A 26,716-nucleotide genomic window follows, 5' to 3' on the forward strand; every position below is an offset into this window, starting at 1 on the left:
GGATCAGTTTCTCGGTCATTCGGATATCGCGCTTTCATACCAGGCCGTGATGAGCCTGCGCTCCTCCGGCGAAATGCCGGTGACATTGCCGGGCGGCATGGCGTGGCTCAGTCCCGCCTGGATATAGATTTCCCGCGCATGCGCGGCAATCTCCCCGTCGGTCTCCAGCTTCACGGATTTCGGCGTGAAGGTGACGCCTTCATAGACGGGTTCGGCCGCGTGGCACATGGAACAGCGTGCCTGGATCACGTCCCGCGCCGCACCGAAATGGGCATTGCCCGCGAATTTCTGCTGCATCGGCGTCATGGAGGTTTCCGTCTCGCCCGTCAGCACTTTCGGCACGGTCGAAAGCCATATGATGACGATGAAGAGGACGACCGTCGCAAGCCAGGTCCAGGTGGGCCGGCCTTTCCGCGCATGCGTCGTGTTGAACCAGTGCCTGATCGTCACGCCCATCAGGAAGACGAGGGCTGCGATCACCCAGTTGAAATAGGTCGCGAAGGCCAGCGGATAATGGTTCGACAGCATGAAGAAGATGACGGGCAGCGTCAGGTAGTTGTTGTGCAGCGAGCGCTGCTTGGCGATGACGCCGTATTTCGGGTCCGGCGTGCGGCCGGCGATCAGGTCCGCCACCACCACTTTCTGGTTTGGGATGATGATGAAGAAGACGTTGGCCGACATGATCGTCGCCGTGAAGGCGCCGAGGTGCAGGAAGGCGGCGCGGCCGGAAAAGACCTGCGTATAGCCCCAGGCCATGGCGACCAGCACGATATAGAGCACGATCATCAGCCCCCAGGTGTTCCGGCCGATCGGCGACTTGCAGAGCTGGTCGTAGATCACCCAGCCGAGCGCCAGCGACGCGAGCGAAATGCCGATCGCCTGCAAGGGCGTGAGATCCATCACGGTCCGGTCGATCAGGAAGAGGTCCGCGCCGCCGTAATAGACGATGCAGAGCATCAGGAAGCCGGAAATCCAGGTGAAGTAGCTCTCGTATTTGAACCAGGTGAGGTGCTCGGGCATCTCGGCCGGCGCCACCAGGTATTTCTGGACATGGTAGAAGCCGCCGCCATGCACCTGCCATTCCTCGCCATTGACGCCTGGCGGCAGGTGCGGGCGCTTCACGAGCCCGAGATCGAGCGCGATGAAATAGAAGGACGAACCGATCCAGGCTATCCCGGTGATGACATGGAACCAGCGGGCGGCAAAACTCAGCCATTCCCAGGCGACGGCATATTCATACATTCAATCTTCCCCTTTTTGCCCCCCGACTCGTCACTCTGCGAAAAAAACCGACAAGAGGAAAGGGATTATCGCCGGGTAGATTTTTGTTCCCCCGCGGAACCGATCCTCATCCCTTCGAGTTCAACTGCCCGTGATCCTCCAATTTCACAAATGTAGAATGTGCTTACTTGTGCATTGCAACAGTTGGGGGTTAGCCGGCTAAGGCGACTCACGTATTGTGACAAATGCAAGTCAACCGGCGAAAGTCCGGGTATTGCGTGAAAAGCTCGCCGGGGATGGCATCATCAACGGAGACTAAGCTCATGCGTGGTATTCTGACAGGTGTGATGATCGCGTATGCGTCTTGCGTATCTATCGGTTCGGCCAAAGCCCATGAAGCCCACAGCCCCACTGGCGTAACATGGAAATACGATGGTTTCTGCTGCAACGGCGACAACCATAGCGGCGACTGCCAGATGATCTCGACCAAGAACGTCAAGGTCACCAAGGGCGGTTACGAAATTTCGCTTGCCCCGGGCGATCACAGGCTGATCACCCGCCCGCACCATTTCACGCTGCCTCAAAGCCAGGCGCGGCGCAGCCAGGACGAGGAATATCATCTCTGCCTTTATCCGACCGAGGATACGCTCCGCTGCTTTTATGCGCCGGACATGAGTTACTAAGGGCTGCATCGGAAACAGCCGGTCAGCTTTCCCTTCGGAAATGCGACGGATAGAAAACTGACTGTCAGTTGCCGACCGCCGGTATGGTCTTCAGCAGGAAATCGCGGAAGGCGCGAATCTTTTTGGAATTCCTTCGGGCTTCGGGATAGACGAGCCAATAATCGGTGCCGTCGTCGCTCAACAGGTCGAACGGCTGGATCAACCGCCCGAGCGCCACATCGTCGGCGTAGAACTCGGGCTTCAGGATGGCGACGCCCTGGCCGGCAACGGCCGCCGCCGCCTCGAAAGCCTGGGCGCCGAACCGGCTGCTGGGACGACCGCCGAGATCGACATCCGGCATGCCCGCGGCCGTGAACCAGATGCGCCACCAGGGATCGCCGGGATCGATGATCCGGAGCTTCAGAATATCTTCAGGCGTCTTCACCCCGCCGATCGTTGCCGCCAGGCCGGGACTGAGCATCGGCGTGAAATGGCTCTTCATCAGGAAATGAACGCGCAGGCCCGGCCACTCTCCCTTGCCGGTGCGGATCGCCACGTCGGCTTCGGTTCTCGAAAAATCGATGACTTCCTGCGAGGTCTCAAGCCTCACCGCGATCCCCGGATTCTCCAGCTGGAACGTTCCGAGATAGCGCGCCAGCCAGCGGGAGGCGAATGTCGCCGTCGAATGGATGATCAGCGTGCTTTCCGACGTGTCGTTCAGATTGGTGACGGCTTCGTCGATGATCGAGAAGGCTTCCGCGATCTTGGGCGCCAGCCTCTCGCCCGCTTCGGTCAATGAAACCTGCCGCGGCCGGCGCAGGAAGAGCTGTTCGCCGATCGTATCCTCCAGGAGCTTGATCTGGTAGCTCACCGCCGTCTGGGTCAGGCCCAGCTCCTCTCCAGCCCTGGTGAAACTCATCTGCCTGGCGGCGGATTCGAACACGCGCAGCGCATTCAGCGGGAACTGCCTCGACATCTTCATGGATAATCTCTCTTGATCCATAGAGACGGTAATTCGATTGGATTACCGATGTTTAAGGGCGCAAATTACCTCCATATCGATCAAATGAAAACGGGGTATCCCGAGGAGACAAGTGATGTTTTCGAACGTCAATCTCGTCGTTGACCGGCTTTTGCCGAGGCTCGCTCTTGCGGACGTGATCCGCCGGCGGCTGACGGTGCGCCGGAACGATCTCGACATCGAGGAAATGCCGGAATCCTGGCAGCGCGACATCGGCCTGATGGACGGCCGCGACCGGCGCTGCCCGGCGGAGGAGGGTGCCTTCCGCGCCGCCCGGCTCATCTATTCGCAGCGGAATCTTTAGGTGCTAACGCCGTGCCTCACGCTGCGGGTGGCGTCTCGACCGGCCTGACGGCCTTCGTCGCCAGATCATGGGCGAGGGCATCCTCGATCCAGGCGTGGAAGGCCTTGATCTTCGGCGCGTTGCGTCGCGCCGGCTGATAGACGAGCCAATAGGTCTTGCCGTCGCCCACGCAGAGATCGAACGGCTGGACGAGCCGCCCCGACGCCAACTCGTCGCTGAAGAAAAACGGACTGAGCATGGCCACGCCATGGCCCGCGATCGCGGCCTTCGCCTCCAGTTCGAGCGCGCCGAGGGCGTTGAGGCTGGTGCGCCTGATCGGCGCGGGATCGATCCCCGCCGCTTCGAACCACTCGCGCCACCATCCTCTGGTGTCGGAAATCCAGGGCAGCCTCAAAAGGTCCGCCGGTTCGCGAAGGCCGTCCAGGTTTTCGGCCAGCCGGGGCGCCAGCATGGGGGAGTATTCGAGCCGCAGGATGGGATGGCAGATCATGCCCTCCAGAGGCTCGGAGGCTATGTGGATGGCGACGTCGGGTGCCGTGCGGTGCTGGTCGGTGCCGTCCATCTGGCGCAAGAGGCGGACCGCGATCTGCGGATGCCGGGCCTGGAAGGCGAGCAGCTGCGGCGAGAGCCAATGAGAGGCGAAGGTCGGCGGCGAATGGATTTCGAGGGTTTCGTCGGCGATGCTGCGGGCCGATTGCACGGCGTCGCCAAGCAGCGTGAATGCCTCCGTCACCTTGGGCAGCAGACGACGGCCGGTTTCCGTCAGTTGCAGCGCCCGCGGCTTGCGCAGGAAGACGGTGTCGCCAAGATGATCCTCCAGAAGCTTGATCTGATAGCTCACCGCCGTCTGGGTCATGCCAAGTTCTTCCGCCGCACGGGTGAAATTTTCCAGGCGTGCGACCGCCTCGAAGACCCGAAGCGCATTGAGCGGAAACCGGCGCGATAATTTCATCGATAAGCTCTCTTGATCGCGGCCGATTGTATTTGAATTGGAATTCCCCGGCAATCGGCTGCATTCATCACCGTATCCATTCAACCTTCCTGTCGATGTGGAGCGATCATGCTGTCCGCAAACGCTTTTCCTATGCCGTTGAAATCCGTCCGTCCGGGCTTCTTCCGGCGCGGGCTTCTCCGGTTTTTCCGTCTCCTCAGGCCCGCGCGGCCGCGGGTTCCGACTTTGCCGGACGATCTGCGGGGTGATCTTGGGCTCCCCGAGGCCCCGCCGGAAAGCCGCACGGAAGCCTTCTGGCAGCAGAGGCGCCGATCAGGCGCTCGGGACCTGCCGCTTTGACGGCTGGTCCTGTCGCGCGGCATAGGCGGCAAGCAATTCGGCTGCGACAAGTGCGGCAATCACCGCCGGACGCTTGTCCTTCACCGTGGAGCCGCCGATCGGCAGTACGAGGCGGGCGAGCATCGCCTCTTCGCCGCCCTCGCGTTTCAGCCAGCGCGCGAAGGTGGCGCGTTTCGTCGCCGAGCCGATCATGCCGACATAGGCGAGGTCGGTCCGCGCCAGCGCCCGGCCGGCGATCATGAAATCCAGCGCGTGGTCGTGGGTGAGGACGATTGCGGCGCCGTTCGCCGGAATCTTGTCCACAGAGGCTTCCGGCATGGCGGTCAGGTGCTTTTCCGCTTCCGCAGGCAGGTCCTCAAGCGCTTCGGCACGGGTTTCGACGACGGTGACCGCGAAGGGCAGGGGGGCGAGCGCCCTTGCGAGCGCACGGCCCACATGGCCGGCGCCGAAGAGATAGACGGCGGGCCGATCTTCCTCTTCGCTCCTCATCCGGCTTTCCAGCTTTTCCGCGAGCACCGGCGTCATGAGATGGAAACTCAGCAGCGTGCGTCCGCCGCAGCATTGGCCGATCTCCGGGCCGAGCGGAATGTCCATCATGCCATCGCCGCCGCCTGCAAGCATGGCGCGGGCATTGTCGATCGCCATATATTCGAACTGCCCGCCGCCGATCGTGCCCCAGATGGCGTTTTCCGTCACCATCATGAACGCACCGGCCTCGCGTGGGGTGGAGCCTTTGGCCTCGGCGATCTCGATGAGGATCATGCGGGGGTGGGCGGCGAGGAAGGCGGGGAGGGGAAGGTCAGGCATGGCGGGTCGTGTCTCCCAAGCAAGTCCCCCTCTGTCCTGCCGGCCATCTCCCCCACAAGGGGGGAGAAAATATGCCGCACCGTTCTTCCCTTCCGATAAGAGAGAAGCCTCGGCAGCTTTCCATGTTGTTTTTAGAAGCGGGGCCTTGCCTCCTGGTCTCTCCCCCCTTGTGGGGGAGATGGCCGGCAGGCCAGAGGGGGTGTTCTTTCCAAACACCTGCATATGCCGCGATCGCTGCCATCACATCGCCTTCAGCCGCTCCACCGCCATCAGAACGCGTTCCGGCGTCGCCGGCGCGTCGAGCCGCGGGCAGATCTTGTAGTCGGCCACGCTCGCGACCGCCATGGAGATCGCCTCGAAGACCGAGATCGCCAGCATGAAGGGCGGTTCGCCGACCGCCTTGGAGCGGCCGATCGTCGGTTCGGCATTTTCCGACCATTCCGCCAGCTTGACGTTGAAGACCTTCGGCCGGTCGGAGGCGAGCGGGATCTTGTAGGTGGACGGCGCGTGGGTCCTGAGCCGCCCCCGGTCGTCCCACCAGAGCTCCTCCGTCGTCAGCCAGCCCATGCCCTGCACGAAACCGCCTTCCACCTGGCCGATGTCGATCGCCGGGTTGAGCGACTTGCCGACGTCGTGGAGGATGTCGGTGCGCTCGACCAGATATTCCCCGGTCAGCGTGTCGATCGCCACTTCCGAAACCGCCGCCCCATAGGCAAAGTAATAGAAGGGTCGGCCACGCCCGGCCTTGCGGTCCCAATGGATCTTCGGCGTCTTGTAGAAGCCGGCCGCGGAAAGCTGCACGCGGTCGTAATAGGCGGCCCTGACGAGCGTGTCGAAGGGCACGATCTCGCCGCCGATCCTGACCCGGTTCGGCAGGAATTCCACCTTCTCGCGCGCCACCTTCCATTGCCGCACGGCGAATTCAATCAGCCGTTCCTTGATCTGGCGGGCGGCGTCGTAGGCCGCCATGCCGTTGAGGTCTGAGCCGGAGGAGGCCGCCGTCGCCGACGTGTTCGGCACCTTGCCGGTCGTCGTCGCGGTGATCTTCACCCGGTCGATATCGACCTGGAACGTATCGGCCACGACCTGCGCCACCTTGGTATAGAGGCCCTGGCCCATTTCGGTGCCGCCATGGTTCAGGTGGATCGAGCCGTCCTGATAGATGTGCACCAGCGCACCCGCCTGGTTATAGGCGGTCATGGTGAAGGAGATGCCGAATTTCACCGGAGTGAGCGCGATGCCCTTGCGGATCACCGGGCTTGCGGCATTGAAGTCGAGGATCGCCCGGCGCCGGGCCTGATAGTCGGACGACGCCTCCAGCTCGTCCACGATACGGGCGACGACATTGTCCTCGACCTCCTGGTGATAGGGCGTCACCGTCCGCCCGGAGCCCCGCGGGCCGTAGAAATTCAGCTTGCGGATGTCGAGCGGGTCCTTGGCCGTCGCATAGGCGATCTCCTCGATGATCCGCTCGCCGCCCAGCATGCCCTGCGGCCCGCCGAAACCGCGGAAAGCGGTGTTGGAGACGGTATGGGTCTTCAGCGGCTGCGAGGTGAGGCGCACATGCGGATAGTAATAGCTGGAATCCGCATGGAAGAGGGCGCGGTCGGTCACCGGGCCGGAAAGGTCGGCGGAAAAGCCGCAGCGCGCCGCGAAGGTCGCGTCGACCGCATGGATCAGGCCGTCCTCGTCGAAGGCGACGTCGTAATCGACGCGGAAATCGTGCCGCTTGCCGGTGATCGACATATCCTCGTCGCGGTCGGGGCGGAATTTCACCGCGCGCTTCAGCTTTTTGGCGGCGACCGCCGCAAGGGCTGCGAACTGGTTGCCCTGCGTCTCCTTGCCGCCGAAGCCGCCGCCCATGCGCCGCGTCATCACCGTCACCGCATTGTTGGCGATGCCGAGCACATGCGCCACCATGTGCTGCACCTCGCTCGGGTGCTGGGTGGAGGACCAGACGGTCACTTCGTCGTCCTCGCCGGGGATCGCCATGGCGACATGGCTTTCGAGATAGAAATGCTCCTGGCCGCCGATATACATGTGGCCCTGGATCCGCAGCGGCGCCTTGTCGATCTCCGTTTCCGGCTCGCCGCGCTTCAGCGTCATCGGCTCGACGACGAAGGGGGCGCCGTTCTCGCGCGCGCCGTCGATATCGGTCCAGTGGGGCAGGTCGCGGTATTCGACATGCGCGAGTTTTGCCGCCCGGCGGGCCTGGTCGCGGGTCTCGGCGATCACGGCGAAGATCGGCTGGCCGTGGAACTGCACCTCGGTGGTGGCGAGCAGCGGCTCGTCGTGCTGGCCGGTCGAGGCGACGTCGTTGAAGCCCGGAATGTCGTCCGCCGTGATGACGGCGAGAACGCCGGGCGCGGCCTTCACGGCGGAAAGGTCGAGCGAGACGATTTCCGCATGCGCCCGGTCGGAGAGGCCGAGGCCGCCGTGGAGCGTGCCGGCGGGTTCGGGAATATCGTCGATATATTCGGCTTGTCCCGTGACGTGCTTATGCGCCGAATCATGTTTCAGCGCGACATGCATCCGGCCGTCGATGACGGGTTTGGTTTCGAAGGTCGACTTGTCCATCAGAGGAGACCTCCTGCGTTGCGGGTCAAAACCCCTCCCCAACCCCTCCCCACAAGGGGGAGGGGCTTGACCGCCATGCTCACCCGCAGCTTTTGCAGGAAGGTCGTGCAACGGGTTTTCTCCCCCCTTGTGGGGGAGATGGCCGGCAGGCCAGAGGGGAACTTTTTTGATATGCTGGCCATCACGCCTCCTCCAGCTCGAAGCGGCGCAGTTCGTGGCTCTGGCCGGCGGTTTCCAGGAAGAAGCGGGTCAGGAGGTTCTTGGCCGTCAGGCTGCGGTATTCCGCCGTCGCCCGCCAGTCGGTGAGCGGCGCGTAGTCCTCGTCGAAGAGGTCGCGCACCGCGGAAATGACGCCCCAGCTCCAGACCTGGCCGAAAAGCGCCTCTTCCACATGCTTCGCCCGTTTCGGCGTCGCCGCCATGCCGCCGAAGGCGATGCGGATTTTCGCCACCTTGCCGTCGCCGTCGAGCGTCAGGTTGAAGGCGCCGCAGAGCGCCGAAATGTCCTCGTCTCGCCGCTTCGAGATCTTGTAGACGGCGAAATGGCTGCCTTCGGCCGGGCGCGGCACGAAGATCTTCTCGACGAATTCGCTCGGCAGCCGGTCCTGCTTGCCATAGGCGAGGAAGAAGTCCTCGAGGGAAATGGTGCGCCGGCCGGAATGGGTGCGCAGCGTCAGTTCCGCGCCCAGCGCGATCAGCGGCGGCGGCGTGTCGCCGATCGGCGAGCCGTTGGCGATATTGCCGCCGATCGTGCCCATGTTGCGCACCTGCTGGCCGCCGATCCGGTCGATCAGCCGGCCGAGCGGCGGGATTTCCTCCGACAGCACATCGAAAGCCTGCGTGTAGCTTACCCCGGCGCCGATGGTGATGCCGGTCTCGTCCGCCGTGACGGACTGCAGTTCGGCGAGGTGGTTGATGAAGATCACCGGATCGAGCTGCCGCATCTGCTTGGTGACCCAGAGACCGACATCCGTGGCGCCGGCGACGATCGTCGCTTCGGGCTCTTCGGCCAGAATGTCGGCGAAGGCTGCGGCGGAGGCGGGCACGATCGAGCGCGCGCCGTCCTTTTCCACCACGATCGTATCGACCTCCGCATGGATGGCCCAGAGCCTCGCCATGATCTGGATGCGGTCGCGCTCCAGCGGATCGAAGAGCGAGCTCGGCCGGTTTCGGGAAACCTGCTCGGCCGCCTTCACGATCGGCTCGTAGCCGGTGCAGCGACAGAGATTGCCCTGCAGCGCGCTCTCGATATCGGCCCGCGTCGGCTCGCCGTTCGAAAGCCACAAGCCGTAGAGCGACATGACGAAACCGGGCGTGCAGAAGCCGCATTGCGAGCCGTGGCAATCGACCATCGCCTGCTGCACCGGATGCAGTTCCCCGTCGCGCCCGGCAAGATGTTCGACCGTCACCACATGGGTGCCGTGCAGGGAACCCAGGAAGCGGATGCAGGCGTTGACGCTTTCGTAGCGCAGGCCCTGTTCCGTCAACCGCCCGACCAGCACGGTGCAGGCGCCGCAGTCGCCCTCCGCACAACCCTCCTTGGTTCCTGTCAGCCGCCGCCTCAGGCGCAGATAGTCGAGAAGGGTTTCCGTCGGCCCGAAATTTCCAAGGGTGACCTCTTCTCCGTTCAGGATGAAGCGGATGGCTTCGCTCATTTGTCTCCTTCGTCCGCCGTTTCCGGCTTCTGTTCATTCACCTTCCGGGCCACCGGCCCTCATTGAGCCGTCCAGCCGCCGTCGATCGAGATATGCGTGCCGGTGATGCTTCGCGCCGCGTCGCTCGCCAGATAGATGGCGGCGGCCGCCACCTCCTCGATCGAGACGAATTCCTTCGTGGCCTGAAGCCTCAGCATCACCTCGCTCTTGACCTCGGCCTCCGAGATGCCGCGCTCGCGGGCGGTATCGGGGATCTGCTTCTCGACCAGCGGGGTCAGCACGTAACCCGGGCATATCGCGTTCACGGTAATCCCGAATTCGGCAAGTTCCAAGGCTGCCGTCTTCGTCAGGCCTAAAATACCATGTTTTGCGGCGACATAGGCGGATTTGAAGGGCGATGCCGTAAGCGCATGGGCCGAGGCGACATTGATGATGCGGCCATGACCCGCCTTCTTCATGAGAGGAATCGCGTGGCGCATCGTGTGGAAGGCGGAGGAGAGCAGGATGGCGATGAGCTGGTCCCACTTTTCCGGCGGGAATTCCTCGATCTTCGCCACGTGCTGGATGCCGGCATTGTTGACGAGCACGTCGATCGTGCCGAAATTCCTCGCCGCCGTCGCGATCAGGTCCTCGATCTCTGCTGGTTTCGTCATGTCGGCGCCGTGATAGAGCACCGTGCCGGAGCTCAAGCCGTCGAGCTCCCTGCGGGTCGCCTCGATCGCATCCGCCGGTCCGAAACCGTTGATGACGACATTGGCGCCCTCCGTCGCAAATGCCCTTGCGACGCCGAGCCCGATGCCGCTCGTGGAGCCGGTGACGACGACGGTTCTGCTCATCCGCTTATCTCCCTGAAATGCCGCCTTCTTCTGCGCCGCAGCATGTCCCGCAGGTTATGCGCAAATCAGGTGAAGTGGCAATCGGGAAGAACGGCCTGCCTTCTATTCCCGCCAATGCTCGGCAACCCAAGGGGTCGGGCGGATGTAGTGGCGCAGATAGGTCAGCGGCGATTTCTTGTCCCGCCGCTCCGCATCGAAAACCCCGAGGATATGTTCGAGCGGCGTTGCCGCCCGGCCCAGTTTGCCGAATTTCCCTTCCACGGCATTCTGCGGATAGAAGCCGCGGGGAAAGAGGACGACCCGGGCGCTCGCAGGCAGCCTTGGCGCCAGGAAGTAGTTCAAAGGCACCGGCCAACGGCAATCCTGCCGAAAATGCAGGACCCAGCGCCGCGGGAAGAACTTGATGCCGCCCGGCGCGTTGCGCGTCACGAAGCGCTGTTCGAAGGAATATTTGTCGGCCACGCCCTGCGGATCGGCGCGGAACTTTTCCTGCAGGGATACGAGCTTGCCGACGGGAAACCGGAACACGGAAGTCTGTCCAAGCCGTTCGAACGGCGTCGTCTGGTTGCGCGCCATCACGACGTCGTTCGCATCGCCGACCTCGAAGAAATCGTCCAGAGACCCGGTGACGACCAGGTCGAGATCGAGGAACAGGACCGGACCCTGGAGGTTGCCGAGCTTCGGTCCCCATAGCCGCGCTTTCGGCCAGATGCCCTTGGTCTTCACCGGCATGTTGGGCACGTCGAGCGGCGGCAGGTCCTCGCACAGGATCTCCGGGTTCAGGTCGGCCCTGCTGTCCGTGAAGCAGGTGAAGGTAAAGGGGGGCGTGATGTTGCGCTTCACCATTGCGTAGAGGCGGTTGATGAAGGGCGGGCCGTATCTCGTACCCCAATTGATGCAAATCACCTGTTTTACGCCGCCGCTCGCGGCCAAAACATCTGCCATGAATTCCGTTCCTGGTTGGCGTCGGTAGCGCCGGATTCGCAATCATCCGACGTCAAGAGCTGTCAGCGGCTTTGATCATCATTGTCGCGGGAGGACAACCGCTCTTTGCAAGATCATTGGAAAAAGAAAGTCAAGTGGCCCGCAAGCATGCCGATCCTGCCGGATATTCCCGTTCCGACCAATTTCGTTTGACAGGCTTTCCCGGCTTCTGCTCAAACCGTGGCCCGAGTTGCATCGCATGAGCGAGGGAGGAGCGGCATGGCGGGTTATGTTCTGGCGATCGATCAGGGGACGACCTCGACGCGGGCGATCGTCTTCGACGGTGAAATGAAGATCGCCGGCATCGGCCAGAAGGAATTCACCCAGATATTTCCGAAGCCCGGCTGGGTGGAGCACGATCCGGAGGAGATCTGGGAAAGCGTGCTGTGGACCGTCCGCCAGGCGCTGAAGGAAGCGCGCATCGAAGCCTCCGGCATCGCCGCGATCGGCATCACCAACCAGCGCGAGACGGTCGTCGTCTGGGAGCGCGAAACGGGCAAGCCGATCCACAACGCCATCGTCTGGCAGGACCGCCGCACCGCAAGCTATTGCGACAAGCTGAAGCGGCAGGGGCTCGAAAAGCTCTTCAACCGCCGTACCGGCCTGCTGCTCGATCCTTACTTCTCCGGCACGAAGCTTTCCTGGATGCTCGCCAACGTCAAAGGCGCGCGGGCGAGGGCGGCGAAGGGCGAACTCTGCTTCGGCACGATAGACACTTTCCTCATCTGGCGGCTCACCGGCGGAAAGAGCTTCGTCACCGACGCAACCAATGCGTCCCGCACGCTGATCTACAACATCGCCGACAACCGCTGGGACGAGGACCTGCTCGAAACCCTGCGCATTCCCGCCGCCATGCTGCCGGAGGTCAAGGACTGCGCCGACGATTTCGGCATCACCGACAAGAACCTGTTCGGCGCGGCGATCCCGATCCTCGGCGTCGCCGGCGACCAGCAGGCGGCGACGATCGGCCAAGCCTGCTTCGAACCCGGCATGCTGAAATCCACCTACGGCACCGGCTGCTTCGCGGTTCTCAATACCGGCAAGGACATGTGCCGTTCGAAGAACCGGCTGCTGACCACCATCGCCTACCGGCTGAACGGCGAGACGACCTATGCGCTTGAAGGGTCGATCTTCATCGCCGGCGCTGCGGTGCAATGGCTGCGCGACGGGCTCGGCATCATCGAACGAGCGTCCCAGACCGGCGAACTGGCCCGGGAAGCGGATCCCCAGCAGGAAGTCTATCTCGTGCCCGCGTTCACCGGGCTCGGCGCGCCCCATTGGGACGCGGAGGCGCGGGGCGCGATCTTCGGGCTCACCCGCGCCACGGGGCCTGCGGAATTCGCCCGCGCGGCGCTGGAGGCGGTCTGCTACCAGACCCGCGACCTGCTCGACGCCATGCGGAAGGACTGGAGGAATTCCAACGGCGAGACGGTGCTGCGCGTCGACGGCGGCATGGTCGCCTCCGACTGGACGATGCAGCGGCTTTCGGACCTGCTCGACGCGCCCGTCGACCGGCCGACGATCCTGGAGACCACGGCGCTTGGAGCTGCCTGGCTGGCGGGCTCGAAGGCGGGCGTCTGGCCCGACCGGAAGGCTTTCGCCAAGAGCTGGGCCCGGCAGCGCCGCTTCGAGCCGGAGATGGACGAAAAGACGCGCGCGGCGAAAATCCGCGGCTGGAAGGACGCCGTGAAAAGGACGCTGACCGAGGGTTGATCCTTTATTTCCGGTTAACCATCGGCCGAGAATTTGAATTAAATTCGAAAGCGCCATGTTCGCACCACCTTCCTTGCCTTATCTTCGTCGCGACTTGGAGAGGGTAGCAATGCTGAGAATTCCGCCTGTTCTGGCCTTCCTGGTGTTTTTGAACGCCTTCTTCCTGATCAGCCGGACGGCCGAGGCGGGATACGCGCACTTCATCTACGACGCGAGAAGCGGCCGGGTCCTGGCTTCGGAAAACGCCGATACGCTCAACCATCCCGCATCGCTCACCAAGATGATGACGCTCTACATGACCTTCGAGGCGCTGCGCGACGGACGGCTCGGATGGAACCAGGAGATCGTCATGACGCCGAACGCAGCGCGCAAGATCCCCTTCAAGCTCGGCGTGCCGGCGGGGCAGACGATCACCGTGCGCGAGGCGGTGTATGCCATGGCGGTGCGCTCGGCCAACGACGCCGCGGCGGCGATGGCCGACCATCTCGGCGGTTCGGAGGAGCGCTTCGGCGCGATGATGACGAAGAAGGCGAGGGCGCTCGGCCTGCGGCGGACGGTGTTCCGCAACGCTTCCGGCCTGCCCGACAAGGCGCAGGTGACGACGGCCCGCGACATGGCGATGCTGGCGCTGGCGCTCATCCGCGACTTCCCGAGGGAGTACCAGCTGTTTTCGCTGCGCTCTTTCGAGTTCCGCGGCAGGAGGATATCCGGCCACAACAACCTCATGTACCGCTATCCCGGCATGGACGGCATCAAGACCGGCTATATCAACGCGTCCGGCTACAACATCGCCAGTGCCGTCGACGTGAACGGGAGACGGGTGATCGGCGTCGTCCTCGGCGGCAAGACCGCGCGTAAGCGCGACGACCGGATGGCGGAGCTTCTGGATCAATACGTCCCCGGAACCGGTGCGGCGCCCGGCGGCCTCATCGCCTTCGAACAGCAGAAGCGGCCTGGCGAGGGCACGGTGCCGCTGCCGTTCACGACCCCGCGCAAGGAGATCACGCTCGCCAATCCTCCCGCCGGAACGGCGGTCGCCAGCCTCGGCCCGACGCCCCCGGAACCCGTCGGACCGCTCTGGCGCATCCAGATCGCCGCCGCCGGCAGCCGCGAGGCGGCCTCGGCCCTGCTCCAGAGGGCGCTGCCGCTGCTTCCGGAAGGTTTCGGCCCGGTCGCTCCGAGCGTCGAGAGCTACGCGGATGGCGGAAGGGAGTATTTCCGGGCACGTTTCGTCGGCTTTGCGGACCGGGATGCGGCCACGCGCGCCTGCTCCGCCCTACAGGCGAAGTCGATGAGCTGCTTCGTGGTGCGATAGCGCCGCGTCATTCGCCGCGTCATTCGATCGTCTCGCCGGGATAGACGCCCCAGAGCGACCCCTGTTCGACGAAACCGCTGAGGCGTCTCTCCTGCAGCGAGGCCCGGCACCAGCTTCCATCGCAATGGATCAGGTCCAGCCGGACTTCCGGCGAGAGGCGTGCGACGATGCGGGCGCTTCGCGAAGGAGCGGTGCGGAGCGGGATGGGCTGCCTCACCCATGGCCCCACCACGGCGGTGCGATTGCCCGACAGCAAGGGCGCGTACATCCATCCGGTATTGCCTTCGTGGTCGCGTACCCGTCTCCAGTTTCCGTATTCCTCGGTGATTTCGAGCGGCAGCCCGCGCGCGGAATAGACCCAGGCCGTCGGGTAATCCGTGGAAGGGCCGACGCGCATATGCGCCCTTGCGGCTTTCAGCGAGACGAAGCGGGGGATGGGAAAGCCGGTTTCCCTGCCTTTCTTCCAGCCTTCGTTGAAGGCGGGCTTGGCCTGCAGGGGCTGGCCCATGGCAACGGGAAAGAGGAAGGCAAGTGCGGCAAGCGCCGAGGGGACGAGGGTTCTGAGCTTCATTGATCCGACGAGACTGACGAGCGGCCGGGCGGTCCGGCTGGCTGCCCGGCATTGAAGTCGGCGAGGGTTGCCGGAAGGTTAATTTTCTCCGGCAACCCGCGAGGCAGCAGTCACGATGGATTGATCGCGACGTTCAACCCTTCACCGGAGCGTTCATCGCCCAGGAGACGCCGAACGGATCGCGGAGCTGGCCGTAGCGGTCGCCCCAGAACATCACCTGCAGGTCCATGGTGACGGTGAGCCCCGCATCGACGGCGCGCTTCCACCAGAAATCGATGTCGTCGACCGGCAGCAGCATGGTGAACGCTTGCGGTTTTTCGAGCGGATAGCCGTAGTCCGGATAGGGATCGCCCAGCATCAGCGAGCTGCCGTTGATGTAGAGATGGATGTGCATCGTCCGTCCCTGCTCGTCGAGCGGATGGAAGGATTCGATCGTCGCGCCGAAGGCGTCCTTGTAGAATTCGGCCGCCTTCATCGCACCGTCGACCTGCAGATAGGCGACCAGTCCGCCGCGGACCGGCGTTTGCGCCTGGTTTTCGTTCGTCTGAGTTGTCGCGTTCATGGAAACGCCCTCCTTCTTCAATCGAGGTCCGGATCGAACCTCACCAAGGACGGATGCCGCGACCCAATTCCGACAGGCGCCGATTAAAAAAAACGAAGGGAATGGAAAGTATTGGTGCAGCCTGAAGCTGCCATTGAACTGTTACGTATTCCATCTATAGTCGTGAAATCCAGCTGTACTTTGGGGGGCGGGAATGGCGCGATTGGATCGACTGCGGGAGGCGCGTCTCGTCGTGCAGCGCGCCGCGGTGGAGCGTTATCAGCAGCGCACCGCCGAGCGCGAGGAAAACAAGCGGCGGATCGCCGAGAACGGGCCGGGTGCGGCAGACAGTCCCGAACGCCAGATGACGTTTCGCCGGCGCGTTTCGTGCATCAACCGGCTGCGGTCGGGTGCGGCACCTTTGCCGTTCGGCATCGAGCGCAAGATGGGCGCGACGCTGGATTTCGTCGACGTCGTGCCGAGCGACACGGCCCGCAAGGCCGGCCGGTCCGTCGCCCGGATCGCGGCCTTCGGCGGCAGCGACATCGAGCTGGAAGGGTTCGCCACGGGCTTCATCGTCGCGCCGGGCCTGCTGATGACGAACTGGCACGTGTTCCCGAGCGAGGCGGACTGCCGGAACTGCGCCGCGAACTTCCTGTACGAGAAGACGGAACGCGGCCTCGAGCGCGGCATCGTCTTCGAGATCGATGCCGACCGCTTCTATGTGACCGACCAGAAGCTCGATTTCGCCATCGTCGCCGTGAAGCCGAGGGCCATCACCGGCGAGGCGCTTGCCGATCTCGGACAGAACACGTTGATCGAGGCGACGCCGAAGATCCTCAAGGGGGATCCGGTCAACATCATCCAGCATCCGGAAGGCGGGCCGAAGCAATACGCCATTTCGCAGAACCGGCTGGTCGACATCCTCGATGCGGAAGGCTTTCTCCATTACGAGACCGATACGCTGGAAGGTTCGTCCGGCTCGCCGGCCTTCAGCGAGAACTGGGAGCTGGTCGCCCTGCACCACGCCTCCATTCCGCAGATGCGCAACGGGCGCGTGGTCGCCCGCGACGGCAGCTTCTGGACCAAGAACATGGGCGACGACAAGGTCCACTGGATCGCCAACGAGGGCGCCCGCGTCAGCGCGATCGTCAGGCGGCTTTCGGCCATGACCCTGCAGGATACCGCCAGACAGCAGATATTGAACGGCCTCCTGGCGACCACGACCGATCCGGTCCAGGAGGCGATGGACGCCGTCGGCGGCCAGGAAACGGTTCAGACCGTCAATATCGGCGTTTCAGGAGCAGGATCGGCAGCGCAGGGGACAGCACAGGGTGTGCCACAGGGGGAAAGCATCATGGGGGGCGTGCAATTCACCTTCACCGGACCGGTGACGATCAACGTGAACGCGGGCGGCGGTCCCGTCCTCGCCGCGCCGCTTCCCGTCACAGCGCCCGAACTGCCGAAAGCGGAGGAGAAATCGATCCGCTTCGATCCCGATTACGACAGCCGCGGCGGATACGATCCGGATTTCCTCGGCAGCGGCATTTCGGTGCCGGTGCCCTCGGTTGCCGAGGAGCGCCTGCATGAAATCCTGAAAGACGAGGACGGCAAGCCGCTGGTCCTGAGATACCATCATTTCGAGCTGATGATGAACAAGCCGCGCCGGCTGCAGATGTGGTCGGCCGTCAACGTCGATTACGATCCCAGATACAAATCCGAAAAGAACCGCGAGGAGTTCGGGCGGGACCGCTGGATTCCCGATCCGCGCATTCCCGCGGCGGTGCAGATATTCGACGCGGATTTCTACAAGCCGGCCGGCAATATCGACCGCGGCCATATGGTCCGGCGCCAGGACAATGCCTGGGGCGAGACGGAGCTGGAGATCGAGTTCGCCAATTCCGACACGTTCCACTGGACGAACTGCACGCCGCAGCACGAGGCCTTCAACCAGTCCACGCCCGGTGCATACAATCGGTCCTACGCCGGGATGGAGGGCCTGTGGGGGGCGCTGGAGAACCATATCCAGCAGAGCCGCAAGGACGGCGACACCAAGGCATGCATCCTGGCAGGGCCGATCCTGTCGGGCGAGGACCCTTCCGCCGATTTCGGCCGCGGCGAGATCCAGTATCCGATCGAGTTCTGGAAGATCGTCTGCGTCGCGGAAGGCCCGAAGGGCGCCAAGCAGCTGAAAGTCTTCGGCTTCATCCTCAGCCAGAAGACCGTGGTCGACCGGTTCGGCATCGAACGCTTCGGACCCGGCCGCTTCAAGCGCCATCAGGTGCCGCTCACGGAGATCGCATCGAAGGCGGGCGTGGTCTTCGACGGGAAACTTCTCGACCGAGACACGATGGCGGGGCAGCAGGCCGTCGACGTCGCGAACCTCTCGGACGTCAGAGGGCTCGGCTGATCCGCCGGATTGCGTCAGGCTCTTTCCGCGAATTCCTTCACGAGCGCCTCGTAGGTCTCGAAGGGCGGGAAGCCCTCGTAGGAATGGGCCGCAGGGGTGGCCGCCCAAGGGAGTTTTTCCGAGGTGTAGGTCTCGATGAAGGGCACGAACCAGCTTGCATCGTCGAGCATGGTCGGCCGGATATTGACGAACCAGTCCATGCCTCTCGGCTTGGTGAACATCCAGCTCTTGCAATGAGGGCAGTGATAGTGATGAGCGTCCGCGCCGTGCAGGCCGCCGATCACCGGTTCGCCCTCTATGATCTCGAAGCCTGCGGCGGGGATCGCAGCGGAGAGCGAAAAAGCGCTGGCAGTCATCCTCTGGCAACCGGTGCAATGGCAGGCCATGGTGAGGATGGGGGCCGCGCTGATCCTGAAGCGGACCTGTCCGCAGCGGCATCCGCCTTCCATGGGGAGCGTGGGCTTGGGCATCTGATACCTCTGTTTTCCCGAAAAGATAGGGCCGCTACGGCGTTTCGTCAGGGGCGTTTCGTCAGGGGCGTTTCGGAATGTCGAGGCCGCGCTGTACGGTGGGCCGCGCGAGGCCGCGTTCCAGCCATTGCGGCACGAGCTTCAGCTGATCGTATTCAATGAGATCGCCGGCGCCGTAGAAGCCGATCAGGTTGCGCACCCAGCCGAGCATGGAAATGTCGGCGATCGTGTATTCGTCGCCCATGATCCAGTCGCGGCCTTGAAGCCGCGTTTCGATGACGCGGATGAGGCGGTGCGATTCCTTGGCGTAACGGTCGCGCGGGCGCTTGTCCTCGATATCCTTGCCGGCGAACTTGTGGAAGAAGCCGAGCTGGCCGAACATCGGGCCGATGCCGGCCATCTGGAAAAACACCCACTGGATCGTCTCGTAGCGCTTGGCCGGATCGGCCGGCAGCAGCTTGCCGGTCTTTTCGGCGAGGTAGAGCAGGATCGCGCCGGATTCGAAAAGGCCGAGCGGCTTGCCGCCGGGGCCGTCCGGATCGATGATCGCCGGGATCTTGCCGTTCGGGTTGAGCGACAGATATTCCGGCCCCCAGGTCTCGTCGGCGCCGATATTGATGAAATGCGGCTCGTAGGGCAGGCCGATCTCCTCCAGCATGATCGACACCTTCACGCCGTTCGGCGTCGGCGTCGAATAGAGCTGCAGGACGTTCGGATCGTTGGCGGGCCATTTGGAGGCGATGGGGAAGCTTGAAAGATCGGCCATGGGATGTCCTTGGTGATGGCATTCGTTCGGGCGCGACTATAGCCGCCATTGCGAGATGCGCCAGACGCCGACGGTTGAGATTTTTTGATGCGTCCTGTCGGGAAGACCGCTACTCCTTCGTCTTTCACAGGAGAAGGAGACAGACATGCTTTATGCCATCCTTTGCTACGCCCATGAGGAAACCGTCTTCGCCTGGTCGAAGGAGGAGGAGGATGCCGTCATGGCCAAGCTCTACGCGGTCCAGGAGCCGATGGCGCGGGCCGGCAAGCTCGGTCCCACCGGCCGGCTGATGCCGACGACCGCCGCCACCACCGTGCGCAAGGGCAAGGACGAGCCTCTGGTGCTCGACGGTCCCTTCGCCGAGACCAAGGAAGTGCTGCTCGGCTTCTATACGGTCGATGTCGAGACGCTCGAAGAGGCGGTCGCCTTTTCGAAGGAGCTTTCCAAGGTCAATCCCGGGTCTACCTCCTACGAGATACGGCCCTTCTACGTCTTCCATCCGGGGGAAATCAAAACATGACGACGGACATTGCCTGGATCGAACTTGCGCTGACGGCGGCCCGGCCGCAGGCGCTCGGCGCGCTGTTGCGCTATTTCCGCGATCTCGACACCGCGGAAGAGGCCTTTCAGGAAGCGTGCCTGCGCGCCATCCGCACCTGGCCCGACAAGGGGCCGCCGCGCGATCCGGCCGCCTGGCTGATCTTCGTCGGCCGCAACAGCGGCATCGATGCGGTCCGCAAGCGCTCGAAGAACGATCCGCTGCCGGAAGAGGAGGTGCTCTCCGATCTTTCCGATGCCGAGACCGACATCGCCGACCGGCTCGACAATTCCAACTATCGCGACGACATCCTTCGCCTGATGTTCATCTGCTGCCATCCGGACCTGCCGAACACCCAGCAGATCGCGCTGGCGCTCAGGATCGTCTCGGGCCTCAGCGTGCCGCAGATCGCCCGCGCCTTCCTCGTCAGCGAAGCGGCCATGGAGCAGCGCATCACCCGCGCCAAGGCGCGCGTGGCGAAAGCCGGCGTGCCCTTCGAGACGCCGGGCGCGCAGGAACGGGCCGAGCGCCTCGGCATCGTCTCCTCGATGATCTATCTCGTCTTCAACGAGGGCTATTCCTCCGGCATCACCAATCCGGACAATGCCGCCTTCTGCGAGGAGGCGATCAGGCTCGCGCGATTGCTTCTGCGCATCTTCCCGGCCGAGCCGGAAATCATGGGGCTCGCCGCGCTGATGCTGCTGCAGCATTCCCGGGCGAAAGCGCGTTTCGACAAGGACGGCCAGATCATTCTGCTCGAAGACCAGGACCGGAGCCTGTGGAACCGCGCACTGATCAACGAGGCGCTGGCGCTGCTCGACAAGGCGATCCGTCACCGCCGGCCCGGCCCCTACCAGGTTCAGGCGGCGATCTCGGCCCTGCATGCCCGGGCCGCGACGTCCAAGGAGACGGACTGGAGGGAGATCGACATGCTCTACGGTCTCCTGGAGCGCATCCAGCCGTCGCCGGTCGTGACGCTCAACCGGGCGGTGGCGGTCTCCAAGCTGGAAGGTCCGGAGAAGGCCCTGGAGCTGATCGCCCCGCTCGCCGAAAAGCTCGACGGCTATTTCTATTTCCACGGCGTCAGGGGAGGGCTGCTGATGCAGGGCGGCCGCAACAGGCAGGCGCGGGAGGCCTTCGACCGGGCGATCGCGCTCGCCAACTCGCCGGCCGAATGCGCCCATATCCGCCAGCAGATCGACAAGCTCGGCGCCGTCGCCTCTCCGGTGGAATGACGGGAAAAAATTCGGACCGTTGTCGGATTCGATGCCGGCCGCGCGTCCTTGGGGCAACATCGGATGAGATGTTGCTCAAAACTCAAGGGAGACAGGAAAATGACTGCCAACACCGCCACCCACTCGCTGCAGCTCGTGCGTGAGATGAATGTTCCCGCCGAAAAGCTCTACAAGGCCTGGACCACGCCGGAGCGCATGGGCGAATGGTTCTGCCCGAAGCCCTGGAAGGTCACCGATGCCCGTTCCGACGTTCGTCCCGGCGGTGAGAGCTACATCCTGATGGAGGGGCCGAACGGCGAGAAGATTCCCAATTACGGCGTCTATCTGGAAGTGGTGCCGAACAGGAAACTCGTCTTCACCGATGCGTATACCGCAGGCTGGGTGCCTTCCGAAAAGCCGTTCATGACGGCGATCGTCGAGTTTGAGGATCTCGGCAACGGGCGCACGAAATATACCGCGACGGCGCTCCATTGGACGGAGGAAGACAAGAAAGCCCACGAGGACATGGGTTTCCATGAGGGCTGGGGCATCGTCGCCGGCCAGCTCGAAGAGGTCGCCAAGACGTTCTGAGGCGCATCCCAGTTGAACGTTCGAAATGCGAATCTTTCCGAGGGGATGGGGACATCTCCTCGGTTTTCGATTCAATGCGGCGCCTGTCCCGGCGGGCACGGCGCTACACGCCGAGCGCGGTGCCGAGCGCCTGCTCCAGGTCCTGTTGCTGGAACGGTTTCTGGAGAACAGGCGCCTGCTGCAGCGAGAGGGGGAGGCTGGAGGCCTCATAGCCCGTCGAGAATACGAAAGGTATGCCTCGGCTGCTCAGGACCTCGGCGATCGGGAACGTCTTTTGTCCGTGCAGGTTGACGTCGAGGATCGCGACGTCGAAGAGCAGGGAGTTCGCCTTTTCCAGGGCATCATCCAGCCGCGATGCCGTATCGGCGATCTCGCAGCCCATGTCGATCAGCCCTTCTTCCAGAAGCATCGTGACCAATGCCTCGTCCTCGACGACCAATACGCGCTTGCCCGTCAATCTGCTTTCCGCGGCCGGCAATTCTCTACCTCTCCCATCGATCGTCCAGGGGCCGCGGATGCGGTTTGTCGTCGCCGCCGCACAATTCCTTCAAGGGAGCGTCGATCGCGAAGACCAGACCGTCCGGCTCGAAATGGAGTTCGACGACGCCGCCCAGATCCTGGGCAAGCCCATGCTTGATCAGGCGCGATCCGAAGCCGAGCCTGCGCGGCTGTTCGATCGGCGGTCCGTCGATCTCGCTCCATTCGAGACGGAAGAGCTGCGCATCCTCTCCTCCTCCCCAGCGGATTCTGACATGGCCGTTCTCGTTGGACAGGGCGCCGTATTTCACCGCATTGGTGGCGAGCTCATGAAGGGCCATGGAGATCGCCAGCCCGGCCTTCGGAAGCAACCTGATGTCGTTGCCTGAAACGTCGAAGCGGCGGGGGCCGCTGCCGTTCGAATAGGCCGCCAGGGCCTCGGCGACGAGTTCGCGCAGGTTCGCGCCCTCCCAGTGCTCGCGGGTCAGCACGTTGTGCGCCCTGGAAAGCGCGATCAGGCGCGCATCGAGCGACTTTCGGCCTTCCGCCATCGTCGGGGCGTGCCGCAACGTCTGGTGCGCGATCGACTGGACCGTCGCGAGCGTGTTCTTGACCCGGTGATTGAGTTCGTCGAGGAGCAGGCGCAGCTGCGCCGCCCGGCGCTGCAGGGCATCTTCCGATTCCTTGCGCTCGATGAGATCGGCCGCCTGCCTCGCCAGAACGTCGAAGATCCGCAGGTCCCGTTCGGAAGGTTCATGCGGCATGCGCCAGTGCGTCGAGATCATGCCGAGCGAGTGGCCCGCACGGCCGACGAGCGGAGTGGACTGCACCGCCCGGATGCCGGCTTTGCGGTATTGTTCCTGAGCGGGCGTACAGGCCATGAATTCGTCCGCCTCGATATCGGGAACCACGATCCGCGTCTTCGTTTTCAGGGCATGGCCGCAACTGGTCGCGTCGTCGTGTTCGATCCAGCGCCACGTGGCTTCGGCCTCAGCGTCGAACCCCTTGTGGGCGATCAGGCGGAGTGCGTCATTCTCATGATCGAGCACCTGGATGCTCGCCATGTCCGAATGCATGACCTCGCCGGCTGCCTCGACGATCTGGGCATAGAGCGCCTCCACGTCGCCTTCCCGGATGAGGGAGGTGCTGATGCTCTGCAGGTGCCGCGCGGCGGCAAGTTCGGCGGCGAGGTTTCTCTCGGATTCCCGCAGCGCCTGGCTGATCCGCTCCCGCTCCAGGCTTTCCTGATGCCGGGAAATGATGATCGATGCCGTGTGGGCAAGGGCGGCGGCGAGTTCCCGGTCGCGGTCGGCCGCTCCGTTCGGCTCCTTGAAATACATGGCGAAGGAGCCGACGACCTTGCCCGAGGCCGTTTCGATCGGGAAGGACCAGCAGCCGCGGAAGTCGAATTCCCGTGCGAGCCACGCCCAGGGCTCCCAGACGGGTTCCTCCAGGACATCGGGCATGATGACCGGTTCGCCGCGGTGGACGGCAAGACCGCAAGGCAGCGAGCCGGGGCCGATTTCCAAGCCGTCCACGCATTTGACGTAGCCGTCCGGCATGCCGACGACATGCCGCAGTTCGGTGCCCTCGGGATTGGCGATGTAGAAGGCGCATCGGCGTTCGCTTTCCGCCTGCTTCATCGCGGTCTCGATGAGGATGCCGAGCGACTTTTCCAGCGGCGCGCCGTTCATGGCCGCCTGGAACGCCTCCTTCTGGCCGGCGAGCCAGGCCTCGTTCTGCCGCAGCCTCCGTTCGGCCTTCTTGGGTTCGCTGATGTCGAGCAGCATGTTGACGGCGCCGACGAGCTCGCCGTTCTCGTCACGCAAGGGGGTGGGGAACGGCATGAAGGGAACCCGCGTTCCGTCCGGCCGCTCGGCAATCGCCTCGACGCCGCGGACGCTACGGTTCTCCGTCAGCGCTATCGCCATCGGGCATTCCGAGTGCGCGAGCGGCGTACCGTCGGGGAGATGGAGCTTCCAGGTAACGCACCACTCGTCGGTTCCGAGAGCGGGCCTCCGCCCGGCCAGATCGGCTGCAGCCTGGTTGAAATACGTGACGAGTCCGGCGGCATCCGTCGTATAGACCGCGACCGGCAGGGCATCCAGCAGTTGACGCAGATGCTTGGCGTCGAACCCGAAATCGAGAGCGGCCAGCGGGTCGGCAACAGCAACGTGTTGAAGAGCGTCGCCGATGGCGTAGACGTCCTGTTCTTCCACCATCAGCGTGCTTTCGAAAATACTGTCATTCTTCGCGCTCTCCCCCGATGCCGCACAGCAGAGCTCCCGCGCGAAAAGCAGGAACGAGAAACCGGATCTGCCGGCTATCCACCCTCACGCGCTCGGACCGAGCCGCGAGCAGAACGCCGGGCAACGGGCATTTGTTCCGGATAAATCCTTCGCCGCATCGCTTTCCATCCAAATGTTCGATCGAATCCTTCGAAAGATTCGCCTTTGCGTGCCGGCTGGTCACTCACTATCTCATGGGACATCACCCAACGGATTTTCTCACGATGGAACTCGGACTGCATACTTTCGGCGATGTGGATGCCTCGGCGCCCGACAAGGGCGCGGAAGGCGCGCGCCGCATCAAAAACCTTCTCGAGGAGATCGAGCTTGCCGATCAGGTCGGCCTCGACGTCTTCGGCCTCGGCGAGCACCATCGCCCCGACTATGTGATTTCCTCGCCCGCAACCGTGCTTGCAGCAGCCGCCGCCCGCACGAAGAACATCCGCCTGACCAGCGCCGTCTCGGTTCTGAGTTCGGACGATCCGGTGCGGGTCTTCCAGGAGTTCGCGACGCTCGACCTCATCTCGAACGGCCGGGCGGAGATCATGGCCGGCCGCGGCTCCTTCATCGAATCCTTCCCGCTGTTCGGTTACGACCTCGGCGACTACGATGAGCTTTTCGAGCAGAAGCTCGACCTGCTGCTTGCCGTCCGCGACCAGGAGATCGTCACCTGGGAAGGCGGGAAGCGCGCGCCGATCCACGGCCGCGGCGTCTATCCGCGCCCGCTGCAGGACCCGCTGCCGGTCTGGATCGCGGTCGGCGGCACGCCGCAGTCGGTGGCGCGGGCGGGGGCCTACGGCCTGCCGCTGGCAGTCGCCATCATCGGCGGCGAATATCCGCGTTTCGCGCCCTTCTTCAATCTCTATCGCGAGGCGGCGCGCCGGGCGGGCCACGATCCCGCGACGCTGAAGACCAGCATCAACGTGCACGGTTTCATAGCCGACACGACGGAGGCGGCGGCCGACCAGTTCTACAGTCCACAGGCGGAGGTGATGAACCGCATCGGCCGCGAGCGAGGCTGGGGGCCGACCAACCGGGCGCATTTCGATCAGTCGCGCTCGACGCTCGGCAATCTCTTCGTCGGCGAGCCGGAACTGGTGGCGGAAAAGATCGTCGCCGCCCACAAGGTATTCGGCATGGACCGCTTCCTGCTGCAGATGGCGATCGGGCCGATGCCGCACGATCAGGTCATGCGCGGCATCGAGCTTTACGGCACGAAAGTCGCGCCCATCGTCAGAAAAGAACTCGGGACGTCAGAAAAGAATTGACGGGCCGGGCCGATGGCGCGAAACCGGCGGCTTGGCGCAATACCCACCCAAGGCTCATCATGGTCATCTCCACCGAACACGAATTGTCGAAGCTGAAAGAGATCGGCCGGCTTTGCGCGCAGGCGATGGAGGCCATGGCCAAGGCGCTGGAGCCCGGCATCACCACCCGCGAACTGGACGATATCGGCCGCAGGATACTCGAAGACAACGGCGCGCAATCGGCGCCGGAGGCCTGCTACAAGTTTCCGGCGGCCACCTGCATCAGCGTCAACGAGGAAGTGGCGCACGGCATTCCGGGCGACCGGGTCATCCAGGCGGGCGATCTCGTCAATATCGACGTTTCGGCGGTGAAGGACGGGTTCTTCGGGGATACGGGCGCATCCTATGCGGTGCCGCCGGTGAAGCGCGAGATCGAAAGGCTCTGCCGCGACGGCCGCCGGGCGCTCTGGACCGGGCTGCAGCAGGTGAAGACCGGCAGGCCCATCGCCGGCATCGGCAACGCGATCGGCGCCTTCGCCAAGAAGAACCGCTATACGCTGATCACCAATCTTTCCAGCCACGGCATCGGGCTGACGCTGCATGACGAGCCGAAGGAGATCCCGACCTGGCCGGACCGGCAGGAGACCCGGACGATGGAGGAGGGGCTGGTGTTCACGGTCGAGCCTTTCCTTTCGCTCGGCGCCAACTGGGCCGAGGACGGCGGCAACGGCGATCCCTGGACGCTCTACAGCGACCCGAAGGCGCCGACCGTGCAATACGAGCACACCGTGGTGGCCACCCGCAACGGCCCGTTGATCCTGACGCTGGCGGCGTGAATCGCCCACCATCCGTCGACAATTCGGAATGTCTTAATGCTGTCCGGTCTATCTTCAAGGCATGGTTGAGATATCTGAAGTTTCCCGAAAAAAGCGCGAGGTCGGTGCGCATAACGAGATCATCAAACATCGTGCCGCCTGGGCGAACCAGTTGGCGACAGCCGTTGTCGTGGCGGGGTCCCTGCCGTTCATTCAGCGCGCCTTGAAAGAGGACTTGACCGGCCCTATTATCGTCAGCGGTATCTTCTGGCTTTTCTTGGGCTGGGCGATCCATATGGTAGGCTCCAACTTCTACCTCACCACATTCATGGTCGAGGACGACGAAGCCGAAGGGAAAAACGATGAGCCAGTTTGAGATCTATTATCTCGTCACGCCGCTGAT

General features: G+C 63.7%; 25 protein-coding genes and 1 pseudogene. 11 read left to right on the plus strand and 15 right to left on the minus strand.

The annotated features are described in order from the left end of the window. Window positions 1-15: 15 nt before the first annotated feature. The gene (gene puuD, locus QTA58_RS16900) at window positions 16-1,242 is read right to left on the minus strand and encodes a urate hydroxylase PuuD (protein WP_289669706.1); all 1,227 of its coding nucleotides are present in this window, start codon (window positions 1,240-1,242) and stop codon (window positions 16-18) included. Between the two features lie 302 nt (window positions 1,243-1,544). On the opposite strand from puuD, the gene QTA58_RS16905 reads away from it, so the two are divergent. Then, window positions 1,545-1,904, plus strand: coding sequence for a hypothetical protein (locus QTA58_RS16905; protein WP_289669707.1), 360 nt, complete (start codon window positions 1,545-1,547; stop codon window positions 1,902-1,904). 64 nt (window positions 1,905-1,968) lie between these two features. On the opposite strand, the gene QTA58_RS16910 is transcribed toward QTA58_RS16905, so the two are convergent. Further along, complete coding sequence (locus tag QTA58_RS16910; RefSeq protein WP_289669708.1) at window positions 1,969-2,865, minus strand: LysR substrate-binding domain-containing protein; 897 nt, start codon at window positions 2,863-2,865, stop codon at window positions 1,969-1,971. A 115-nt stretch (window positions 2,866-2,980) separates the two neighbouring features. Between QTA58_RS16910 and QTA58_RS16915 the strand changes: the two genes are divergently transcribed. Beyond that, entirely contained in the window at window positions 2,981-3,208 is a 228-nt protein-coding gene (locus QTA58_RS16915) for a hypothetical protein (protein ID WP_289669709.1), read from the plus strand. Between the two features lie 16 nt (window positions 3,209-3,224). On the opposite strand, the gene QTA58_RS16920 is transcribed toward QTA58_RS16915, so the two are convergent. The 6 genes from QTA58_RS16920 to QTA58_RS16945 form a co-directional block, all read right to left on the minus strand. Then, on the minus strand, window positions 3,225-4,160 hold the full coding sequence (locus tag QTA58_RS16920; protein ID WP_289669710.1) for a LysR substrate-binding domain-containing protein: 936 nt from the start codon (window positions 4,158-4,160) through the stop codon (window positions 3,225-3,227). A 312-nt stretch (window positions 4,161-4,472) separates the two neighbouring features. After that, window positions 4,473-5,306, minus strand: coding sequence for a xanthine dehydrogenase accessory protein XdhC (xdhC, locus tag QTA58_RS16925; RefSeq protein ID WP_289669711.1), 834 nt, complete (start codon window positions 5,304-5,306; stop codon window positions 4,473-4,475). A gap of 240 nt (window positions 5,307-5,546) precedes the next feature. After that, the gene (gene xdhB / locus QTA58_RS16930) at window positions 5,547-7,883 is read right to left on the minus strand and encodes a xanthine dehydrogenase molybdopterin binding subunit (protein ID WP_289669712.1); all 2,337 of its coding nucleotides are present in this window, start codon (window positions 7,881-7,883) and stop codon (window positions 5,547-5,549) included. A 181-nt stretch (window positions 7,884-8,064) separates the two neighbouring features. Beyond that, complete coding sequence (gene xdhA, locus QTA58_RS16935; protein ID WP_085425020.1) at window positions 8,065-9,537, minus strand: xanthine dehydrogenase small subunit; 1,473 nt, start codon at window positions 9,535-9,537, stop codon at window positions 8,065-8,067. 59 nt (window positions 9,538-9,596) lie between these two features. Next, a complete protein-coding gene (locus tag QTA58_RS16940) occupies window positions 9,597-10,373 on the minus strand; it encodes a 3-hydroxybutyrate dehydrogenase (RefSeq protein WP_289669713.1) in 777 nt (258 codons plus the stop codon). Between the two features lie 102 nt (window positions 10,374-10,475). Next, the gene (locus QTA58_RS16945; RefSeq protein WP_289669714.1) at window positions 10,476-11,318 is read right to left on the minus strand and encodes a glycosyl transferase; all 843 of its coding nucleotides are present in this window, start codon (window positions 11,316-11,318) and stop codon (window positions 10,476-10,478) included. A gap of 258 nt (window positions 11,319-11,576) precedes the next feature. On the opposite strand from QTA58_RS16945, the gene glpK reads away from it, so the two are divergent. Both glpK and QTA58_RS16955 read left to right on the plus strand, forming a co-directional pair. Continuing rightward, window positions 11,577-13,070 carry a glycerol kinase GlpK gene (gene glpK, locus QTA58_RS16950; RefSeq protein WP_289669715.1) on the plus strand — a complete coding sequence of 498 codons (1,494 nt, stop codon included), beginning with the start codon at window positions 11,577-11,579 and terminating at the stop codon, window positions 13,068-13,070. Window positions 13,071-13,179: 109 nt separating this feature from the next. Further along, window positions 13,180-14,385, plus strand: a complete 1,206-nt coding sequence (locus QTA58_RS16955; protein ID WP_289669716.1) for a D-alanyl-D-alanine carboxypeptidase — start codon at window positions 13,180-13,182, stop codon at window positions 14,383-14,385. 19 nt (window positions 14,386-14,404) lie between these two features. Here QTA58_RS16955 and QTA58_RS16960 read toward each other — a convergent pair whose 3' ends face one another. Further along, entirely contained in the window at window positions 14,405-14,956 is a 552-nt protein-coding gene (locus QTA58_RS16960) for an SH3 domain-containing protein (protein ID WP_289669717.1), read from the minus strand. 133 nt (window positions 14,957-15,089) lie between these two features. Next, a complete protein-coding gene (locus QTA58_RS16965) occupies window positions 15,090-15,518 on the minus strand; it encodes a glyoxalase/bleomycin resistance/extradiol dioxygenase family protein (protein ID WP_289669718.1) in 429 nt (142 codons plus the stop codon). Between the two features lie 193 nt (window positions 15,519-15,711). Here QTA58_RS16965 and QTA58_RS16970 point away from each other — a divergent pair, with 193 nt between their 5' ends. Further along, a complete protein-coding gene (locus QTA58_RS16970; RefSeq protein WP_289669719.1) occupies window positions 15,712-17,907 on the plus strand; it encodes a DNA/RNA non-specific endonuclease in 2,196 nt (731 codons plus the stop codon). Window positions 17,908-17,921: 14 nt separating this feature from the next. On the opposite strand, the gene QTA58_RS16975 is transcribed toward QTA58_RS16970, so the two are convergent. Together QTA58_RS16975 and QTA58_RS16980 are read right to left on the minus strand one after the other, a co-directional pair. Then, on the minus strand, window positions 17,922-18,377 hold the full coding sequence (locus QTA58_RS16975; RefSeq protein WP_085425012.1) for a GFA family protein: 456 nt from the start codon (window positions 18,375-18,377) through the stop codon (window positions 17,922-17,924). Between the two features lie 61 nt (window positions 18,378-18,438). Beyond that, window positions 18,439-19,143 carry a glutathione S-transferase N-terminal domain-containing protein gene (locus QTA58_RS16980; protein ID WP_289669720.1) on the minus strand — a complete coding sequence of 235 codons (705 nt, stop codon included), beginning with the start codon at window positions 19,141-19,143 and terminating at the stop codon, window positions 18,439-18,441. Between the two features lie 145 nt (window positions 19,144-19,288). Here QTA58_RS16980 and QTA58_RS16985 point away from each other — a divergent pair, with 145 nt between their 5' ends. The 3 genes from QTA58_RS16985 (at window position 19,289) to QTA58_RS16995 (ending at window position 21,486) form a co-directional block, all read left to right on the plus strand. Further along, window positions 19,289-19,663: a YciI family protein gene (locus QTA58_RS16985; RefSeq protein WP_085425010.1), complete on the plus strand. Its 375-nt coding sequence runs from the start codon at window positions 19,289-19,291 to the stop codon at window positions 19,661-19,663. Further along, the gene (locus tag QTA58_RS16990; RefSeq protein ID WP_289669721.1) at window positions 19,660-20,916 is read left to right on the plus strand and encodes an RNA polymerase sigma factor; all 1,257 of its coding nucleotides are present in this window, start codon (window positions 19,660-19,662) and stop codon (window positions 20,914-20,916) included. Before QTA58_RS16985 ends, QTA58_RS16990 begins: the two co-directional genes overlap by 4 nt. Window positions 20,917-21,015: 99 nt before the next feature. Beyond that, a complete protein-coding gene (locus QTA58_RS16995) occupies window positions 21,016-21,486 on the plus strand; it encodes an SRPBCC family protein (RefSeq protein WP_289669722.1) in 471 nt (156 codons plus the stop codon). A gap of 103 nt (window positions 21,487-21,589) precedes the next feature. On the opposite strand, the gene QTA58_RS17000 is transcribed toward QTA58_RS16995, so the two are convergent. The 3 genes and pseudogenes from QTA58_RS17000 to QTA58_RS17010 all read right to left on the minus strand — a co-directional run. Further along, window positions 21,590-21,943, minus strand: coding sequence for a response regulator (locus tag QTA58_RS17000; protein WP_234811331.1), 354 nt, complete (start codon window positions 21,941-21,943; stop codon window positions 21,590-21,592). Window positions 21,944-21,968: 25 nt separating this feature from the next. After that, complete coding sequence (locus QTA58_RS17005) at window positions 21,969-23,084, minus strand: HWE histidine kinase domain-containing protein (RefSeq protein ID WP_272937867.1); 1,116 nt, start codon at window positions 23,082-23,084, stop codon at window positions 21,969-21,971. 147 nt (window positions 23,085-23,231) lie between these two features. After that, window positions 23,232-24,089 (minus strand): annotated as a pseudogene (locus QTA58_RS17010) (GAF domain-containing protein); the annotation flags it as partial. A 386-nt stretch (window positions 24,090-24,475) separates the two neighbouring features. On the opposite strand from QTA58_RS17010, the gene QTA58_RS17015 reads away from it, so the two are divergent. The 3 genes from QTA58_RS17015 (at window position 24,476) to QTA58_RS17025 (ending at window position 26,689) form a co-directional block, all read left to right on the plus strand. Continuing rightward, on the plus strand, window positions 24,476-25,519 hold the full coding sequence (locus tag QTA58_RS17015) for an LLM class flavin-dependent oxidoreductase (RefSeq protein ID WP_289669723.1): 1,044 nt from the start codon (window positions 24,476-24,478) through the stop codon (window positions 25,517-25,519). A gap of 59 nt (window positions 25,520-25,578) precedes the next feature. Next, the gene (gene map, locus QTA58_RS17020; RefSeq protein ID WP_289669724.1) at window positions 25,579-26,334 is read left to right on the plus strand and encodes a type I methionyl aminopeptidase; all 756 of its coding nucleotides are present in this window, start codon (window positions 25,579-25,581) and stop codon (window positions 26,332-26,334) included. A gap of 61 nt (window positions 26,335-26,395) precedes the next feature. After that, window positions 26,396-26,689 carry a hypothetical protein gene (locus tag QTA58_RS17025; RefSeq protein ID WP_085425003.1) on the plus strand — a complete coding sequence of 98 codons (294 nt, stop codon included), beginning with the start codon at window positions 26,396-26,398 and terminating at the stop codon, window positions 26,687-26,689. The last annotated feature ends 27 nt before the right edge of the window (window positions 26,690-26,716 follow it).

The sequence above is a fragment of the Neorhizobium sp. CSC1952 genome (genome assembly GCF_030378245.1).
GTDB lineage: Bacteria > Pseudomonadota > Alphaproteobacteria > Rhizobiales > Rhizobiaceae > Neorhizobium > Neorhizobium oryzae_A.